This window comes from Streptomyces sp. NPDC050085 (assembly GCF_044460595.1).
Classification (GTDB): Bacteria; Actinomycetota; Actinomycetes; order Streptomycetales; family Streptomycetaceae; genus Streptomyces.
In genome coordinates this window covers 659,299-674,683 of sequence record NZ_JBITJZ010000004.1, presented here as the reverse complement: position 1 = coordinate 674,683, position 15,385 = coordinate 659,299, and the positions used below count along the sequence as shown (strand labels likewise).

The following is a 15,385-nucleotide window of genomic DNA, read 5'->3' as shown; positions in this document are numbered from 1 at the left end:
GCAATGCAGGACGTGTCAGCACAACACACCATCCATGTCGGCGGTCAGTGGCGCGGCGCCGCCTCGGGCGCGGCGCGCGAGATCCTCGATCCCGCCGACGCCAAGCCGTTCGCCGTGATCGCCGAGGGTGGCGCCGAGGACGCGGACGCCGCGATCGCCGCCGCCCGGCGCGCCTTCGACGAGGGACCCTGGCCGCACACGCCCGTCGCCGAACGCGCCGCGCTGCTGCGCCGCGTCGCCGACCTCCTCGTCCGGGACCGGGAGAAGATCGGCCTCCTGGAGAGCCGGGACGCGGGCAAGACCGTGGAGGAGGGCCGCGTCGACGTCGACTGCGTCGCGGACGCCTTCCGCTACTTCGCCGACCTCGTCATCGGCGAGGGCGCGGGCCGCGTCGTCGACGCGGGCTCCGACGAGATCCACAGCGTCGTCGTGCACGAGCCCGTCGGCGTCTGCACGATGATCACGCCCTGGAACTACCCGCTGCTGCAGGCCAGTTGGAAGATCGCCCCGGCCCTCGCTGCGGGCAACACCTTCGTCATCAAGCCGAGCGAGATCACGCCGCTGACCACGGTCGTCCTCGTGGAGCTGCTGATCGAGGCCGGGCTGCCCGACGGCGTCGCCAACCTCGTGACGGGGCCGGGTGCCTCGGTGGGCGCACGCCTGGCCGACCACCCCGACGTCGACCTCGTCTCCTTCACCGGCGGCCTGGCCAGCGGCACCAAGGTCGCGCTGGCCGCCGCCGCGGACGTCAAGAAGGTCGCCCTCGAACTCGGCGGCAAGAACCCGAACGTCGTCTTCGCCGACGCCTGCGAGACCGAGGACGGCTTCGACACCGCCGTCGACCAGGCCCTGAACGCCGCGTTCATCCACAGCGGCCAGGTCTGCTCCGCCGGCTCGCGCCTCATCATCGAGGAGTCCGTGCGCGAACGCTTCGTCGCCGAACTCGCCCGCCGCGCCGCGAGGATCCGCCTCGGCCGCGGCACCGAGGCGGGCGTCGAATGCGGCCCGCTCGTCAGCGAGCAGCAGCGCGACAAGACCGAGTCGTACGTCGCCTCGGCCCTCGCCGAGGGCGCGGTGCTGCGCTCCGGCGGCAAGCGGCCCGAGGCGAGCGACGTACGCCCGGCCACCGGGTACTTCTACGAGCCGACCGTCCTCGACCAGTGCCACCGCGAGATGCGGGTCGTGCGCGAGGAGACCTTCGGGCCGATCCTCACCGTCGAGACCTTCCGCACCGAGGCCGAGGCGATCGCCCTCGCCAACGACACCGAGTACGGCCTCGCGGGCGCCGTCTGGACGGCGGACGCGGGCCGCGCCCGCCGGGTCGCCGCCCGGCTGCGCCACGGCACCGTCTGGATCAACGACTTCCACCCCTACCTGCCGCAGGCCGAGTGGGGCGGCTTCGGAAAGAGCGGCGTGGGGCGCGAACTGGGCCCCGCCGGACTCGCCGAGTACCGCGAGACCAAGCACGTGTACCAGAACCTGGCGCCGAAGCCGGTGCGGTGGTTCGCGGGCTGAGCCCGTACCCGTACCCGCGCCCGTACCTGCACCCGTACCGACCCATTACGCGAAGTACCTTGCGAAGCCCTGGAGTTGACGCATGCCTGAACACGAGAAAACGTACGACTACGTCATAGTCGGCGGCGGCACCGCCGGGTCGGTGATCGCCTCCCGGCTCACCGAGAACCCGGACGTCACCGTCGCCGTCATCGAGGGCGGCCCCAGCGACATCGACCGCGACGACGTGCTGACGCTGCGCCGCTGGCTCGGTCTGCTCGGCGGCGACCTCGACTACGGCTACACCACGACCGAGCAGCCGCGCGGCAACTCGCACATCCTGCACAGCCGCGCCAAGGTGCTCGGCGGCTGCTCGTCGCACAACACCCTGATCTCGTTCAAGCCGCTGCCCGGCGACTGGGACGAGTGGGCCGCGGCCGGTGCCGAGGGCTGGGACCACAAGGCGATGGACCCCTACTTCGCCAAGCTGCGCAACAACATCGTGCCGGTCGACGAGAAGGACCGGAACGCCATCGCCCGCGACTTCGTCGAGGCCGCGCAGACGGCGACCGGCGTGCCGCGCGTCGAGGGCTTCAACAAGGGCCCGTTCAAGGACGGCGTCGGCTTCTTCGACCTCGCGTACCACCCCGAGAGCAACAAGCGGTCGAGCGCGTCGGTGGCGTACCTCCACCCCCACATGGAGGCGGGCGACCGCCCCAACCTGACGCTCCTGCTGGAGACTTGGGCGTACAAGCTGGAGTTCGTGGACGGCACCCGGGCCAGCGGTGTGCGCGTCCGCGGCAAGGACGGTGTCGAGCGGCTGATATCCGCGCGGCGCGAGGTGGTGGTGTGCGCGGGCGCCGTCGACACGCCCCGGCTGCTCCTGCACTCCGGCATCGGGCCCAAGGCCGACCTGGAGAAGCTCGGCATCCCCGTCCTGCACGACCTGCCGGGCGTCGGCGAGAACCTCCTCGACCACCCCGAGTCCGTCATCGTCTGGGAGACGGACGGGCCGATCCCCGACAACAGCGCGATGGACAGCGACGCGGGCCTGTTCATCCAGCGCGACCCCGAGGCCGCCGGGCCCGACCTGATGTTCCACTTCTACCAAATCCCGTTCACCGACAACCCGGAGCGGCTCGGCTACGAGAAGCCCGCGCACGGGGTGTCGATGACGCCGAACATCCCCAAGCCCCGCAGTCGCGGCCGCCTCTACCTGACCAGCGCCGACCCCGAGGTCAAGCCCGCCCTCGACTTCCGCTACTTCACCGACGAGGACGACTACGACGGGCAGACCCTCGTCGACGGGATCCGGATCGCGCGCGAGATCGCGCAGACGGCCCCGCTGGCGGGCTGGCTCAAGCGCGAGGTGTGCCCCGGGCCCGACGTCACCGGCGACGCGGAACTGAGCGAGTACGCCCGCAAGGTCGCCCATACCGTCTACCACCCCGCAGGCACCTGTCGTATCGGCGCCAAGAATGATGAACTCGCCGTGGTCGACCCGGAGTTGAGGGTCCGCGGGCTGCAAGCCATCCGAATCGCCGACGCGTCCGTCTTCCCGACGATGCCCGCGGTGAACCCGATGATCGGGGTGCTCATGGTCGGGGAGAAGTGCGCCGAACTGCTGGGTGGTGATGCGTGATGAGTACGAAGGCCAGTGAGATACGAACGTCCTCCGGTACGGGTACGGGTACGGGCACGAGTGCGGGGTCGGGTACGGGGTCGGAGACCGTCTTCTCCGTGCGCAACCTGTGGAAGGTCTTCGGCCCGAAGGCCGAACGGGTGCCGGGCAACGCCGAGTTGGCCGACCTCGACGCCGCCGGGCTGCGCGCCCGCACCGGCTGCACGGCCGCCGTGCGCGACGTCTCCTTCGACGTGAAGCGCGGCGAGGTCTTCGTGGTGATGGGCCTGTCGGGCTCGGGCAAGTCGACCCTGGTGCGCTGCCTCACCCGCCTCATCGAGCCGACGTCCGGCTCGCTGTCCATCGACGGCGAGGACGTCCTCGCCATGGACAAGTCCCGGCTGCGTGCCCTGCGCCGCCACCGCGCCGCGATGGTCTTCCAGCACTTCGGCCTGCTCCCGCACCGCTCGGTCCTCGACAACGTGGCGTACGGCCTGGAGATCCAGGGCCTGAGCCGCGCCGAACGCCGCGCGAAGGCGGCCGAGGTCGTGGCGAAGGTGGGCCTCGAGGGCCTGGAAGCGCGCAGGCCCGGTCAGCTCTCCGGCGGCCAGCAGCAACGCGTGGGCCTGGCACGGGCGTTGGCCGTCGACCCCGAAGTCCTGCTCTTCGACGAACCGTTCAGCGCGCTCGACCCGCTGATCCGGCGCGACATGCAGGAAGAGGTCGTACGCCTGCACCGCGAGGAAGGCCGCACCATGGTCTTCATCACGCACGACCTCAACGAGGCGCTCCGCCTCGGCGACCGCATCGCCCTGATGCGCGACGGCCGGATCGTCCAACTCGGCACGCCCGAGGAGATCGTGGGCGCCCCCGCCGACGACTACGTCCGCGAGTTCGTCCGCGACGTCCCCCGCGAACAGGTCATGACCGTACGCCGCGCCATGCGCCCGGCCGACGCGGACGAGGCCGACCGGGGACCCGCGATCGCCCCCGACGCGACGGTCTCCGACGCGATCGAGGCGGTGGCGCGCAGCGGGTTCGCGGTACGGGTCGTCGACGACGGGCGCTGCGTCGGGGTCATCGACCACGAGGGCCTCATCGGGGTCGTGGCGGGCACGAACCCGCCTGCCTCCGCTGCGGACGCGAATCTGCCTGGCTCTGCTGCGGGCGCGAACTCGCCGGATCTGGCTGGGGGCGCGAATCCGCCTGCCCCGGCCGGGGGCGCGAATCCCCCCGCCCCTGCCGCCGGCACGAACTCGCCTGCCTCCGCTGCGGGCGCGAACTCGCCGGATCTGGCTGGGGGCGCGAATCTGCCTGGCTCTGCTGCGGGCGCGAACTCGCCGGATCTGGCTGCGGACGCGAACCCGCCTGCCCCGGCCGCAGGCACGAACCCGCCTGCCCCGGCCGAGGGCGAGCAGCCCACCGCGGCGCCCGCGAAGGACGAGGAGGCGGTATAGATGACGGCCGCCACCACAACAGCCCCGCTGGACAGGGACAGCGCGAGCCCTCTCATGGCCGCGCTCCGCCACCGCGTACTCGGCAAGCTCCTGCTGCTCGCCGTGGCCGCGGCGGTGATCGTCCCGATCGTCAACGCCAAGTGGCCCGGAGCCAGTTGGCCCGGCGCCCTCACCGTCGACGTCTCCGAGCCGCTCGGCAGGACCAGCGACTGGATCATCGACAACCGTGACAGCTCCCCGCTGTTCCTGTACTTCCTCGGCCACATCAGCAACGCGGTCATCGTCTCCGTCCGCGCCGTCTACGTCGTCCTGCTCGCCGCCGGCTGGGCAGGCGTGACCGCGGCCGCCGGACTCGTCGCCTGGCGCGTCGCCGGGTGGCGCCTCGCCGCGTCCGCCGTCGTCGCCCTGCTGGCCTGCGGCGCCCTCGGCATGTGGGTCCCCACGATGCAGACCCTGGCCCTCATGGTGATCGCCGTGCTCGCCTCGGTCGTGCTCGGCCTCCTGCTCGGGCTCGCCGCCGGCCTGAGCGAGCGCATGTACCGCGCCCTGCGCCCCGTCCTCGACACCATGCAGGTGCTGCCCGCCTACGCGTACCTCCTGCCGGTCGTCCTCGTCTTCGGCATGGGCGTCCCGGCCGCGGTCCTCGCCACCGTCGTCTACGCGGCCCCGCCGATGGCCCGCCTCACCGCCCTCGGCCTGCGCTCGGCCGACAGCGGCGTCATGGAGGCCGTCACCTCGCTCGGCGCGACGGCCCGCCAACGCCTGCTCTCCGCGCGCCTTCCGCTGGCCCGCAAGGAACTCCTGCTCGGCCTCAACCAGACGATCATGATGGCCCTCTCGATGGCCGTCATCGCCTCGGTCATCGGCGCGGCCGGACTCGGCGACCGCGTCTACCAGGCCCTCGCCTCCGTCGACGTCGGCGTCGCACTCGGCGCCGGCATCCCGATCGTGCTGCTCGCCGTCATCCTCGACCGGGTGACCGGCGCCGCGGGCGAACGTCTTGGCGCACACGAACCCCCGGCCCACTGGAAGTGGGGCGTCGTCGCCGCAGGCACCGTGGCCGTCGCGCTCGCCTCCCGCTTCGCCGACCGCCTCGACTGGCCCGACTCCTGGGTCGTGAACATCGCGAACCCCGTCAACGACGCCGTCGGCTGGATGACCGACCACCTCTACACCGGCGTCCCGGTCATCGGCGGCACCGCCGACTGGGCCGCCCACTTCACCACCTGGGTCCTCGACCCGGTCCGCGACGGCCTCACCTGGCTGCCCTGGTGGTCGGTGCTGCTGATCGTCGCCGCGCTCGCCTGGCTCATCGGCACCTGGCGCACCGCCCTGACCGCCGTGCTCGCCATGGCCGCGATCGGCGTACTCGGCGTGTGGAAGCCGTCCCTCGACACTCTCTCCCAGGTCCTGGCGGCCGTGGCGGTGACCCTGGTCCTCGGCTTCGCGATCGGCATCGCGGCCGCCCGCAGCGAACGCCTCGAGCGCGTGCTGCGTCCCGTCCTCGACGTCTTCCAGACGATGCCGCAGTTCGTGTACCTCATCCCGGTCGTCGCCCTGTTCGGCGTCGGCCGGGCCCCCGCGGTCGCCGCGGCCGTCGTCTACGCGCTGCCCGCCGTCGTCCGCATCACCACCCAGGGCCTGCGCCAGGTCGACCCGGCCGCGATGGAGGCGTCCCGCTCGATGGGCGCCACCGCGGGCCAGCAACTGCGCCAGGTCCAACTCCCGCTCGCCCGCCCGGCGTTGCTCCTCGCCGTCAACCAGGGCGTCGTCCTGGTCCTCGCCGTCGTCATCATCGGCGGCCTCGTCGGCGGCGGCGCACTCGGCTACGACGTCGTCTTCGGCCTCGCCCAGGGCGACCTCGCCACCGGCCTCGTCGCGGGCGCCGCGATCGTCTGCCTCGGCCTGATGCTGGACCGGGTGACCCAGCCGACCCAGCGACGCACCCGCACCGGAAAGGAGGCCTGACGTGATGCGAACCCGTAAGGCCACAGGGGTCGTTGTCGCGGCGGCGGCCCTGCTGACGGTCAGCGGCTGCGGCGCCGCCGACATGACCAAGCAGTCCTCCCCGTACGCCAATGCCCACGGCGCCAAGACGGTCACGCTCTCCGTCCAGTCCTGGGTCGGCGCCCAGGCCAACGTCGCCGTCGCCCAGTACCTCCTGGAACACGAACTCGGCTACCGCGTCGACACCGTCCAGGTCGACGAGGTCCCCGCCTGGGACGCCCTCAGCCAGGGCCGCGTCGACGCGATCATGGAGGACTGGGGCCACCCCGACCAGGAAGCGCGCTACGTCAAGGACAAGAAGACCATCGTGAACGGCGGCGGCCTCGGCGTCACCGGACACATCGGCTGGTTCGTCCCCACGTACTTCGCCAAGCAGCACCCGGACGTCACGGACTGGAAGAACCTCAACAAGTACGCCGACCAGCTGAAGACCGCGGAGAGCGGCGGCAAGGGCCAACTCCTCGACGGCTCACCGTCGTACGTCACCAACGACAAGGCCCTGGTCCAGAACCTGAAGCTGAACTACCAGGTCGTCTTCTCCGGCTCCGAAGCCGCCCAGATCACCCAGATCCAGCAGTTCGCCAAGCAGAAGAAGCCGTTCCTGACGTACTGGTACCAGCCGCAGTGGCTCTTCAAGAAGGTGCCGATGACCGAGGTGAAGCTGCCCGCCTACAAGGAGGGCTGCGACGCCGACCCGAAGAAGATCACCTGCGCCTATCCGCAGACCCCGCTGCAGAAGTACCTCAACGCCGACTTCGCCAAGGACGGCGGCAAGGCCGCGGCCCTCCTGAAGAACTTCCGCTGGACGACGGAGGACCAGAACGAGGTCTCCCTGATGATCGCCGAGCAGAAACTCTCGCCCGACGACGCGGCGAAGAAGTGGATCGACGCTCACCGCTCCACGTGGGAGGCGTGGCTGCCCGAGTAACGGGCAGATTCCCCACGCACCACCGTGCCGGGTGCCTTTCCTGACGGGGGCACCCGGCACGTCCTTCGAGTACGGGACAACGGGACACGGGACACGGGACAACGGGGCACGGCAACTGCCGGTCGGGGACTGCCCGGTCGGGGACTGCCCGGTCGGGGACTGCCGGTCAGGGGCTGCCGGTCAGGGACTGCCGGTCAGGCGAGATTGGCCGCGATGTCCCGTAGCGCCGCGGTCGCCCGCCGCTGCAACCCGGGCCCGAAGGTGATCCGAGTGGCCCCCGCCTCACCCCACCCCTTCAGCGACGGCCCGCCAGGCAGCGCCGCCACGTTGATCGGCCCTTCGATACCGGCCCGCAGCCGGGGCACCACGTCGGCCGGTGCCCCGATCGGATACACACAGTCCGCGCCCGCGGCCACGTACAGCCGCGCCCGCTCGATCGCCTCCGCGACCGGATCGCCGACCCCTCTGAGGAACGTGTCGATCCGCGCGTTGAGCACGATCCGTCCCCCGGCGGCCGCCCGCACCTCGGCCAGCCAATCGGCGTGCCGCGCCGGGTCCTTGAGGGTGCCGTCCGGGGCGGTGTCCTCCAGGTTGCACCCCACGGCCCCGGTCTCCAGAAGCCGCTCGACCAACTCCTTGGGCGCCAACCCGTACCCGCCCTCGATGTCCGCCGACACCGGCACCGACACCGACCGCACGATCCGGGTCACCGCGGCGAACATCTCCTCCGCCGGCGTCTGCCCGTCCGCGTACCCGAGCGACGCCGCGACCCCCGCGCTCGGCGTAGCCAGGGCCGGGAACCCGGTCTCCTCGAAGACCCGCGCACTCGCCGCGTCCCAGGGCCCCGGCAGGACGAGAGGATCGGCGGGGGAGCGCCCGTGGTGCAACGCCCGGAGGATGTCCACGGGCTCGGCGTTTTCGGGGCTCCCGCTGTTTTCGTCGTTCTCAGGGCTCTCAGGGTTCTCGGGGTTCTCGGGGTTGTTCACCATGCGGGGCCTCCCGGCTCGATGCGGCGACTGACCATCAGCCGGTTCCAACTGTTGATCACCGTGATCGCCCCGATGAGATGCGCGAGCTCGGTCTCGTCGAAGTGCTTGGCCGCGACCTCGTACACCTCGTCCGGCACGAACCCCTCCGTGAGCAGGGTGACCGCCTCCGTCAGCGCGAGCGCCGCCCGCTCCCGCTCGCTGTACAACTCCCCGGCCTCTCGCCAGGCGTTGAGCAGCGCGATCCGCTTCGCACTCTCGCCGTTCTTCTCCACGGCGACGTCGACATGCATGTCCAGACAGAACGCGCACTCGTTGATCTGCGAGGCCCGGATCATCACCAACTCGGCGAGAACCGGATCCCCGAGCCCCTTCTTCGCCGCCGCACTGAACGCGACCATCGCGTCCCGGACCTTGGGGTCCAACTGCGTCATCCGCGCGCTCACTTGAAGTCCCCCGCCTTGTAGTGCCCGGCAACCATGCGCGTGGTGACCCCGAACCGGTTCCACGCATTGATCGTCGTGATCGCCGCGATCAACTGGCTCAGCTCCCGCTCGTCATAGAGCCGCGCCGCCTCCGCGTAGACGTCGTCCGGCACGAACCCCTCCGTGAGAACCGTGATCGCCTCCGTCAGCGCGAGCGCCGCGACCTCCTTCTCGGTGTAGAAGTGCTTGGACTCCTCCCAGGCGCTGAGCTGGATGATCCGCTCCACGCTCTCGCCCGCGGCCAGCGCGTCCTTGCTGTGCATGTCCACGCAGAACGCGCAGTGGTTGATCTGCGACGCCCGGATCTTCACCAGCTCGTACGTCACCGGGTCGAGCCCCTGACGCGCCGCCGCGTCGAGCCTGACCATCGCCTTGTACACCTCGGGCGCGTGCTTCGCCCAGGCGAGCCGCGGCGTGTGCTCGTGCACGTACTCGGCGGGGCCGGAGGTGGTTCCCGTACCGGTGGTGTCCGTGCCGGTGGTGCCCGTGCCGGTGGTGCGTGCGGGGGCGGTGCCTTCGTGGCTGCTGGTCTCACTCATGGTGTCCTCGCCTGTCGTACGCCGGGCTGTCGTACCCGGGACTGCGGTGCCGGTGCGCTGATCGGCTGTGCCTGTGTGCCTGTGTGCCTGTGTGCCTGTGTGCCTGCGTGCCTCTATGCGATGCGCTTTCGTGCGTCGTCATGCTTCGACCCTACGAACCAATTAGCCCAGGGGTATGGTCCATTTCCATGGCAGAATCCTGGGCCACTTCGCCCTCCGGTCAGGCACTCGGCATCGACCTCCACATCGAGCCCACGGGCTCCGGCCTGCGCCGGGGCCTGACCGACGCGCTGCGCGAAGCGGTACGCGGCGGACGGCTCGCCCCCGGCACCCGACTGCCCTCCTCCCGCACCCTCGCGGCCGACCTGGGCATCGCCCGCAACACCGTCGCCGACGCCTACGCCGACCTCGTCGCCGAAGGCTGGCTCACCGCCCGCCAGGGCTCCGGCACCCGAGTCGCCGAACGCCCCGTCGAGGCCCCCCGCCCGGCCCCCGCCCCGGGCCGCCGCGCCGCGGGCCATCTGCTCCACGACCTCCACCCCGGCACGCCGGACCTCGCCTCCTTCCCCCGCGCCGAGTGGCTCAAGGCCTCCCGTCGAGCCCTGACCAACGCTCCGAACGAAGCCCTCGGCTACGGCGACCCCCGCGGTCGTCCCGAACTTCGCACCGCCCTCGCCGCCTACCTCTCCCGCGCCCGCGGGGTCCACGCCCACCCCGACCACATCGTCATCTGCGCCGGCTTCGTGCACGCACTGAAACTGCTCGGCGAGGTGCTGCGCCGCCGGGGTGACCGCGACATCGCCGTGGAGACCTACGGCCTTGACGCCCACTGGGACGTCCTGACCCACTCCGGGCTACGCACCCACCCCCTCCCGGTCGACCAACTCGGAACGGACACAAGTGAGTTGGATGCCTGGACATCAAAGCGAGGCACCTCTCGCAGGGCCCACGGTCCGAGTCCTGCCGGTTCGAGTCCCATCGGTCCGAGTCCTACCGGCCCGAGTCACGTCGGTGCGGTCCTGCTCACGCCGGCCCATCAGTTCCCCCTGGGCGTCCCACTGCACCCGGACCGCCGGGCCACCACCGTCGACTGGGCACGACGTACGGGCGGACTGATCATCGAGGACGACTACGACGGTGAATTCCGCTACGACCGCCAACCCGTGGGCGCCCTCCAGGGACTCGACCCCGACCGCGTCGCGTACCTGGGCACAGCGAGCAAGTCACTCGCCCCCGGCCTGCGTCTGGGCTGGATGGTCCTGCCCGCAGCGCTCACCCGAGAGGTCATCGAGGTCAAGGGCACCATCGACTGGTCCTGCGGCGTCCTCGACCAGCTGACCCTCGCCGAGTTCCTGAACTCGGGCGCCTACGACCGCCATCTGCGCAGCGCCCGCCTGCGCTATCGACGCCGCCGCGACCAACTCGTCGCAGCCCTGGCCGAACACGCCCCCTCCGTCCACGCCACCGGCATCGCCGCCGGCCTGCACGCGGTCCTCCAACTCCCGCCCGGCACCGAGCAGTCCGTCGTCCGCGCCGCCGCCTGGCAACGCCTCGGCGTAGCCGGCCTCTCCAGCTTCCGCCACGAGGACGCCGCCGCCGACGCCACCGCACGCGACGCTCTGGTGGTCGGCTACGGGACCCCACCCGACCATGCCTGGTCCAGCACCCTGGACGCACTGTGCAGGGTGCTGCCCTAGGGCCGTTGGGGCATTGGCGCGTTGGGGCGGGGCGCTGGTGCGTCGGGGGATTGGGGCGGGGCACTAGGGAACTAGGACACTGGTGCGTTGGTGCGTTGGTGCGTTGGTGCGTTGGTGCGTTGGTGCGTTGGTGCGTTGGGGCAGGGGAGTGTGACGGCGCCCGACAGGTCCACCCCGTGCCCTACTCCGCCGCCCGGGTCGGCTTCCCTTCCTCCACCGTCGGCGCTTCCCCGAACCGAGCCAGGGCCAACGCCCCCGCCACCGCCACCGCGAACCCCAACACCGCCAGCCACTCGAGCCCCGACCGCGTTCGGTCCCCGAGCCACACCACGCCCACCAGCGCGGGACCCACCGTCTCCCCGACGACCATCCCCGCCGTGGCCACCGTCACAGACCCGCGCTGCAACGCCGACGTCAGCAACAGGAACGCCGCGCCCCCGCCCACAAGGAGCGCATACGTCGCCGGATTCGTCAGCAACGCCCTCGGCGACACATCGTCGATGAGCCGCACGCTCACCTCGACGACCCCGAACCCGAACCCCGCTCCGAGCCCCAACGCCAACGCCCGCCCCCGCCCCGGCAACCGCCCCGCCGCGGCCCCGATCGCCAGCACCGCGAGTGCAACCCCGAGCATCACGAACCGCAGCGTGTCCGAACCGGCCCGCTCGCCCTCGGCCCCGGAAGCCAGCCCCAACATCGCGAGCCCCGCGCACACGGCACCCACCGCGCCCCACTCCGCACCGCTCAACCGCACGTGCAGCAGCCGCGCGGCGACCACCGCGGTGACGGCCAGGCTCGCAGCGAGCGCCGCCCCGACGGCGTAGATCGGAAGGGACCGCAGAGCCACGACCTGCAGCACGAACCCCAGGCCGTCGAGCCCGAGCCCCGCGACATAACGCCACTGCCGCAACGCCCGCATCAGCAGCGCCGCATCCACTCCGGACCCGGTCCCGGGCTCCGCGGCCCGGGCCGCCATCGCCTGGAGCACCGAGGCCGTACCGAAGCAGACCGCGGATCCCAGCGCGCAAATCATTCCAAGGGGCACAAAGTGACTGTAGAGGAAGGGGAGTCGGACCTATAGCGGGAGGGGGTGGGCGCGAGGGGCCCGTGGTCTTCTACGCTGACCGCCGACATGCACGAGGCAGAGACGGGGGAGTTGCACCGATGGCGGAGAAACGAAGGCGGCTTCGGTCCAGCACCGTGGTGCTCGGCGGCATGGGCGTCCTCGCCACGGCCCTGACCTCCTGCGGCTCGGATCCGGATCGGCGCTGCGTGGACCGGGACAGCTACGACGCGGTCACCGGGTACAAGATCGTCGGCGACCAGTACTGCAAGAGCGGGTCGGGACCCACCACGGGCGGCAAGGGCCGCAAGGCCGGCACGGGCACCGGCAGCAGTGCGAGCGGCACCGGCCGCAGCGGTCGGGTCGACGGAGCCTGGTACTACGACGCCGACGTCAGCGGGAGCCATGCCGACTCCGGCACCTTCAGTCGCAGCGAGGCAGTCGACCGGGGTGGCTTCGGCTGCTCGGGCTCCGGCTCAGGAGGTGGCTGAACCAGCGATGCGGCGCCACACCATCCAGCCCCGCGACGGCTGGCAGCAGACCGTCGAGGAACAGGGGTTGATCTACCCGCTCACCCGCTACCCGGACGACTCCCTTCGCCCCTACTGGGACGAGAGCGCCTATTACGAGTTCTCCCTTCCCGAGGTGGAGGCGCTGGAGGAGGTCGTCGAGGAACTGCACGGGATGTGCCTGGCGGCGGCCGAGCATCTGGTCACCCAGGACCGCCTCGCCGACCTGGGCATCACCGAGCCGCGCCTCGCCTCACTGGTGTCCGAGTCCTGGCACCGGCGCGATGAACTCCCCTCCCTGTACGGCCGGTTCGACCTGCACTACGACGGCCGCACCGGAGCCCCGGCAAAGCTCCTGGAGTACAACGCCGACACCCCCACCTCCCTCGTCGAGGCCGCCAGTCCCCAATGGTTCTGGATGGAGGAGCGCTTCCCCGGAGCCGACCAGTGGAACTCCCTCCACGAGCGGCTGATCGAAGCCTGGAAGAAGCAGGCCCCACTCCTCCCGCCCGGCAGCCCGCTGCACTTCGCGCACTCCGCCGCCGACGAACTCGGCGAGGACCTGATGACCGTGGCCTACCTGCGTGAAACGGCCGAGCAGGCGGGACTGGACACAGCGGCCATCTCCATGGAGGACATCGGCTGGGACCCGCTGTCGCGGCGCTTCGTCGACAAGAAGCTCCGCTTCATCCGCAGCTGTTTCAAGCTCTATCCCTGGGAGTGGCTGACCACTGACCGCTTCGCTCCGCAGGTCCTGGACACCCTCGACAACGGCGGCGGCACCGGCACCACCCTGTGGATCGAGCCCGCCTGGAAGATGCTCCTGTCCAACAAGGCCCTGCTGGCGGTGCTCTGGGAACTCTTCCCGGGCCATCCGAACCTCCTTCCCGCCTATCTGGACGGCCCCCGCGAACTGGCCCACACCACCGGGTACGTCGCCAAGCCCCTCCTCGGCCGCGAAGGCGCGGGCGTCACCCTTCACCCGCCGGACAGCCCACAGGCCGTAGCCGGCTCTCTTGAAGAGGCTTACTGCTACCAGGAGTTGAGTCCACTGCCCGACTTCGACGGCAATCGCGTGGTGCTCGGCGCCTGGGTCGTGGAGAACGAAGCGGCGGGTCTCGGCATCCGCGAGTCCTCCGGCCCGGTCACGGACGAGTACGCCCGCTTTCTGCCCCACGTCATCCTCTAGAGGCCGACCGGTGGTCGAGCCCGGGCCGCCGACCCCGGACCCGACCACGCGCCTCGCCCCGCTGGGCGTCATCACTCTTCAGGTGTCAAGGAACTCTCGGCGACTCCAGAACTGTCCGGAGTCTCCGGGCGCCGCCGTTCATACGCCGAGTACCGCACGGAGCTGGTCGAGCCCCCAGTCGAGATCCTCCTTACTGATCACCAGCGGCGGAGCGATCCGGATCGTGGAGCCATGGGTGTCCTTCACGAGCACCCCGCGGTCCATCAACTTCTCCGAGATCTCGCGGCCCGTCCCGTACGCCGGATCGATGTCGACTCCGGCCCACAGGCCACGGCCCCGGACCTCGCTCACCTTGCCCGTGCCGGTCAACAGCCCCAGTTCGGTGTGCAGATGCTCGCCCAGCTCCGCGGCCCGCTGCTGGAACTCCCCGCCGCGCAGCATCGCAATCACCTCGAGGGCGACAGCACACGCGAGCGGATTGCCGCCGAACGTCGATCCGTGCTCGCCCGGCCGGAACACCCCCAGCACCGCCGTGCTCGACACCACCGCCGACACGGGCACGACACCGCCGCCGAGCGCCTTGCCCAGCACATACATGTCGGGCACCACACCCTCGTGCTCGCAGGCGAACGTCCGCCCCGTCCGCCCGAGCCCCGACTGGATCTCGTCCGCGATGAACAGCACGCTGCGCTCGCGCGTCAACTGCCTGACCCCAGCGAGGTATCCGGCAGGCGGCACGAGCACCCCCGCCTCGCCCTGGATCGGCTCCAGCAGGACCGCGACCGTGTCCTCCGTGACCGCATCCCGCAGCGCCGCCAGGTCCCCGTACGGGACGATGTCGAACCCCGGCGTGTAGGGCCCGAAGTCCGCCCGGGCCTCCGGATCCGTGGAGAAGCTGACGATCGTCGTCGTACGGCCGTGGAAGTTGTCGCTCGCGACCACGATCCGGGCCCGGCCGTCGGGCACCCCCTTGACGCGGTACCCCCACTTCCGGGCGGTCTTCACAGCGGTCTCGACCGCCTCCGCGCCCGTGTTCATCGGCAGCACCATCTCCATGCCGCACAACTCGGCGAGCTGAGTGCAGAATTCGGCGAACCTGTCGTGATGGAACGCCCGGGAGGTCAGCGTGACCCGCTCCAACTGGGCCTTGGCCGCCTCGATCAGCCGCCGGTTCCCGTGCCCGAAGTTGAGCGCGGAGTATCCGGCGAGCATGTCCAGATAGCGGCGTCCCTCGACGTCCGTCATCCATGCGCCCTCCGCCGTGGCGACGACGACGGGCAGTGGGTGGTAGTTGTGCGCGCTGTGCTCGTCGGAGGCGGCAATCAACCTCTCCGTAGCGGCACCAGGGTCCCCGGCGGTGGGGGGAGGAGTCACAGAAGTCACGGGATCTCCGTTCTTACGGCTCTGAGG

At 71.0% G+C, this 15,385-nt stretch carries 12 protein-coding genes and 1 pseudogene; 8 read left to right on the top strand and 5 right to left on the bottom strand.

What is annotated here, in order from left to right:
* Positions 1 to 3 precede the first annotated feature (3 nt).
* The 5 genes and pseudogenes from ACIBUY_RS19275 to ACIBUY_RS19255 all read left to right on the top strand — a co-directional run bounded on the left by ACIBUY_RS19275 (position 4) and on the right by ACIBUY_RS19255 (position 7,507).
* Positions 4 to 1,515, top strand: coding sequence for an aldehyde dehydrogenase family protein (locus ACIBUY_RS19275; protein ID WP_365577828.1), 1,512 nt, complete (start codon positions 4 to 6; stop codon positions 1,513 to 1,515).
* An 82-nt stretch (positions 1,516 to 1,597) separates the two neighbouring features.
* Positions 1,598 to 3,136 carry a GMC family oxidoreductase gene (locus tag ACIBUY_RS19270; protein WP_399153129.1) on the top strand — a complete coding sequence of 513 codons (1,539 nt, stop codon included), beginning with the start codon at positions 1,598 to 1,600 and terminating at the stop codon, positions 3,134 to 3,136.
* A pseudogene (locus tag ACIBUY_RS19265) lies at positions 3,136 to 4,234 on the top strand (glycine betaine/L-proline ABC transporter ATP-binding protein); the annotation flags it as partial. The gene ACIBUY_RS19270 and the pseudogene ACIBUY_RS19265, both read left to right, overlap by 1 nt.
* 338 nt (positions 4,235 to 4,572) lie before the next feature.
* Positions 4,573 to 6,540, top strand: coding sequence for an ABC transporter permease (locus ACIBUY_RS19260; protein WP_399153128.1), 1,968 nt, complete (start codon positions 4,573 to 4,575; stop codon positions 6,538 to 6,540).
* A 4-nt stretch (positions 6,541 to 6,544) separates the two neighbouring features.
* On the top strand, positions 6,545 to 7,507 hold the full coding sequence (locus tag ACIBUY_RS19255; RefSeq protein WP_365577916.1) for an ABC transporter substrate-binding protein: 963 nt from the start codon (positions 6,545 to 6,547) through the stop codon (positions 7,505 to 7,507).
* A gap of 194 nt (positions 7,508 to 7,701) precedes the next feature.
* Here the strand turns inward: ACIBUY_RS19255 and ACIBUY_RS19250 are convergent, their stop codons facing one another.
* The 3 genes from ACIBUY_RS19250 to ACIBUY_RS19240 are packed head-to-tail and all read right to left on the bottom strand — an operon-like array spanning position 7,702 to position 9,517.
* Positions 7,702 to 8,496: an isocitrate lyase/phosphoenolpyruvate mutase family protein gene (locus ACIBUY_RS19250; RefSeq protein WP_399153127.1), complete on the bottom strand. Its 795-nt coding sequence runs from the start codon at positions 8,494 to 8,496 to the stop codon at positions 7,702 to 7,704.
* Positions 8,490 to 8,927: a carboxymuconolactone decarboxylase family protein gene (locus ACIBUY_RS19245; protein ID WP_365577836.1), complete on the bottom strand. Its 438-nt coding sequence runs from the start codon at positions 8,925 to 8,927 to the stop codon at positions 8,490 to 8,492. Before ACIBUY_RS19245 ends, ACIBUY_RS19250 begins: the two co-directional genes overlap by 7 nt.
* Positions 8,928 to 8,935: 8 nt before the next feature.
* A complete protein-coding gene (locus tag ACIBUY_RS19240) occupies positions 8,936 to 9,517 on the bottom strand; it encodes a carboxymuconolactone decarboxylase family protein (RefSeq protein ID WP_399153126.1) in 582 nt (193 codons plus the stop codon).
* Positions 9,518 to 9,705: 188 nt separating this feature from the next.
* Between ACIBUY_RS19240 and ACIBUY_RS19235 the strand changes: the two genes are divergently transcribed.
* Positions 9,706 to 11,214 carry a PLP-dependent aminotransferase family protein gene (locus tag ACIBUY_RS19235; RefSeq protein ID WP_399153125.1) on the top strand — a complete coding sequence of 503 codons (1,509 nt, stop codon included), beginning with the start codon at positions 9,706 to 9,708 and terminating at the stop codon, positions 11,212 to 11,214.
* 181 nt (positions 11,215 to 11,395) lie between these two features.
* Here ACIBUY_RS19235 and ACIBUY_RS19230 read toward each other — a convergent pair whose 3' ends face one another.
* Positions 11,396 to 12,247, bottom strand: a complete 852-nt coding sequence (locus ACIBUY_RS19230; protein WP_399153190.1) for a hypothetical protein — start codon at positions 12,245 to 12,247, stop codon at positions 11,396 to 11,398.
* A 131-nt stretch (positions 12,248 to 12,378) separates the two neighbouring features.
* Here ACIBUY_RS19230 and ACIBUY_RS19225 point away from each other — a divergent pair, with 131 nt between their 5' ends.
* Both ACIBUY_RS19225 and ACIBUY_RS19220 read left to right on the top strand, forming a co-directional pair.
* The gene (locus tag ACIBUY_RS19225; RefSeq protein ID WP_365577842.1) at positions 12,379 to 12,768 is read left to right on the top strand and encodes a hypothetical protein; all 390 of its coding nucleotides are present in this window, start codon (positions 12,379 to 12,381) and stop codon (positions 12,766 to 12,768) included.
* Between the two features lie 7 nt (positions 12,769 to 12,775).
* The gene (locus tag ACIBUY_RS19220) at positions 12,776 to 13,975 is read left to right on the top strand and encodes a glutathionylspermidine synthase family protein (RefSeq protein ID WP_365577920.1); all 1,200 of its coding nucleotides are present in this window, start codon (positions 12,776 to 12,778) and stop codon (positions 13,973 to 13,975) included.
* Between the two features lie 138 nt (positions 13,976 to 14,113).
* Here ACIBUY_RS19220 and rocD read toward each other — a convergent pair whose 3' ends face one another.
* Complete coding sequence (gene rocD, locus ACIBUY_RS19215; RefSeq protein WP_365577844.1) at positions 14,114 to 15,301, bottom strand: ornithine--oxo-acid transaminase; 1,188 nt, start codon at positions 15,299 to 15,301, stop codon at positions 14,114 to 14,116.
* Between the last annotated feature and the right edge of the window lie 84 nt (positions 15,302 to 15,385).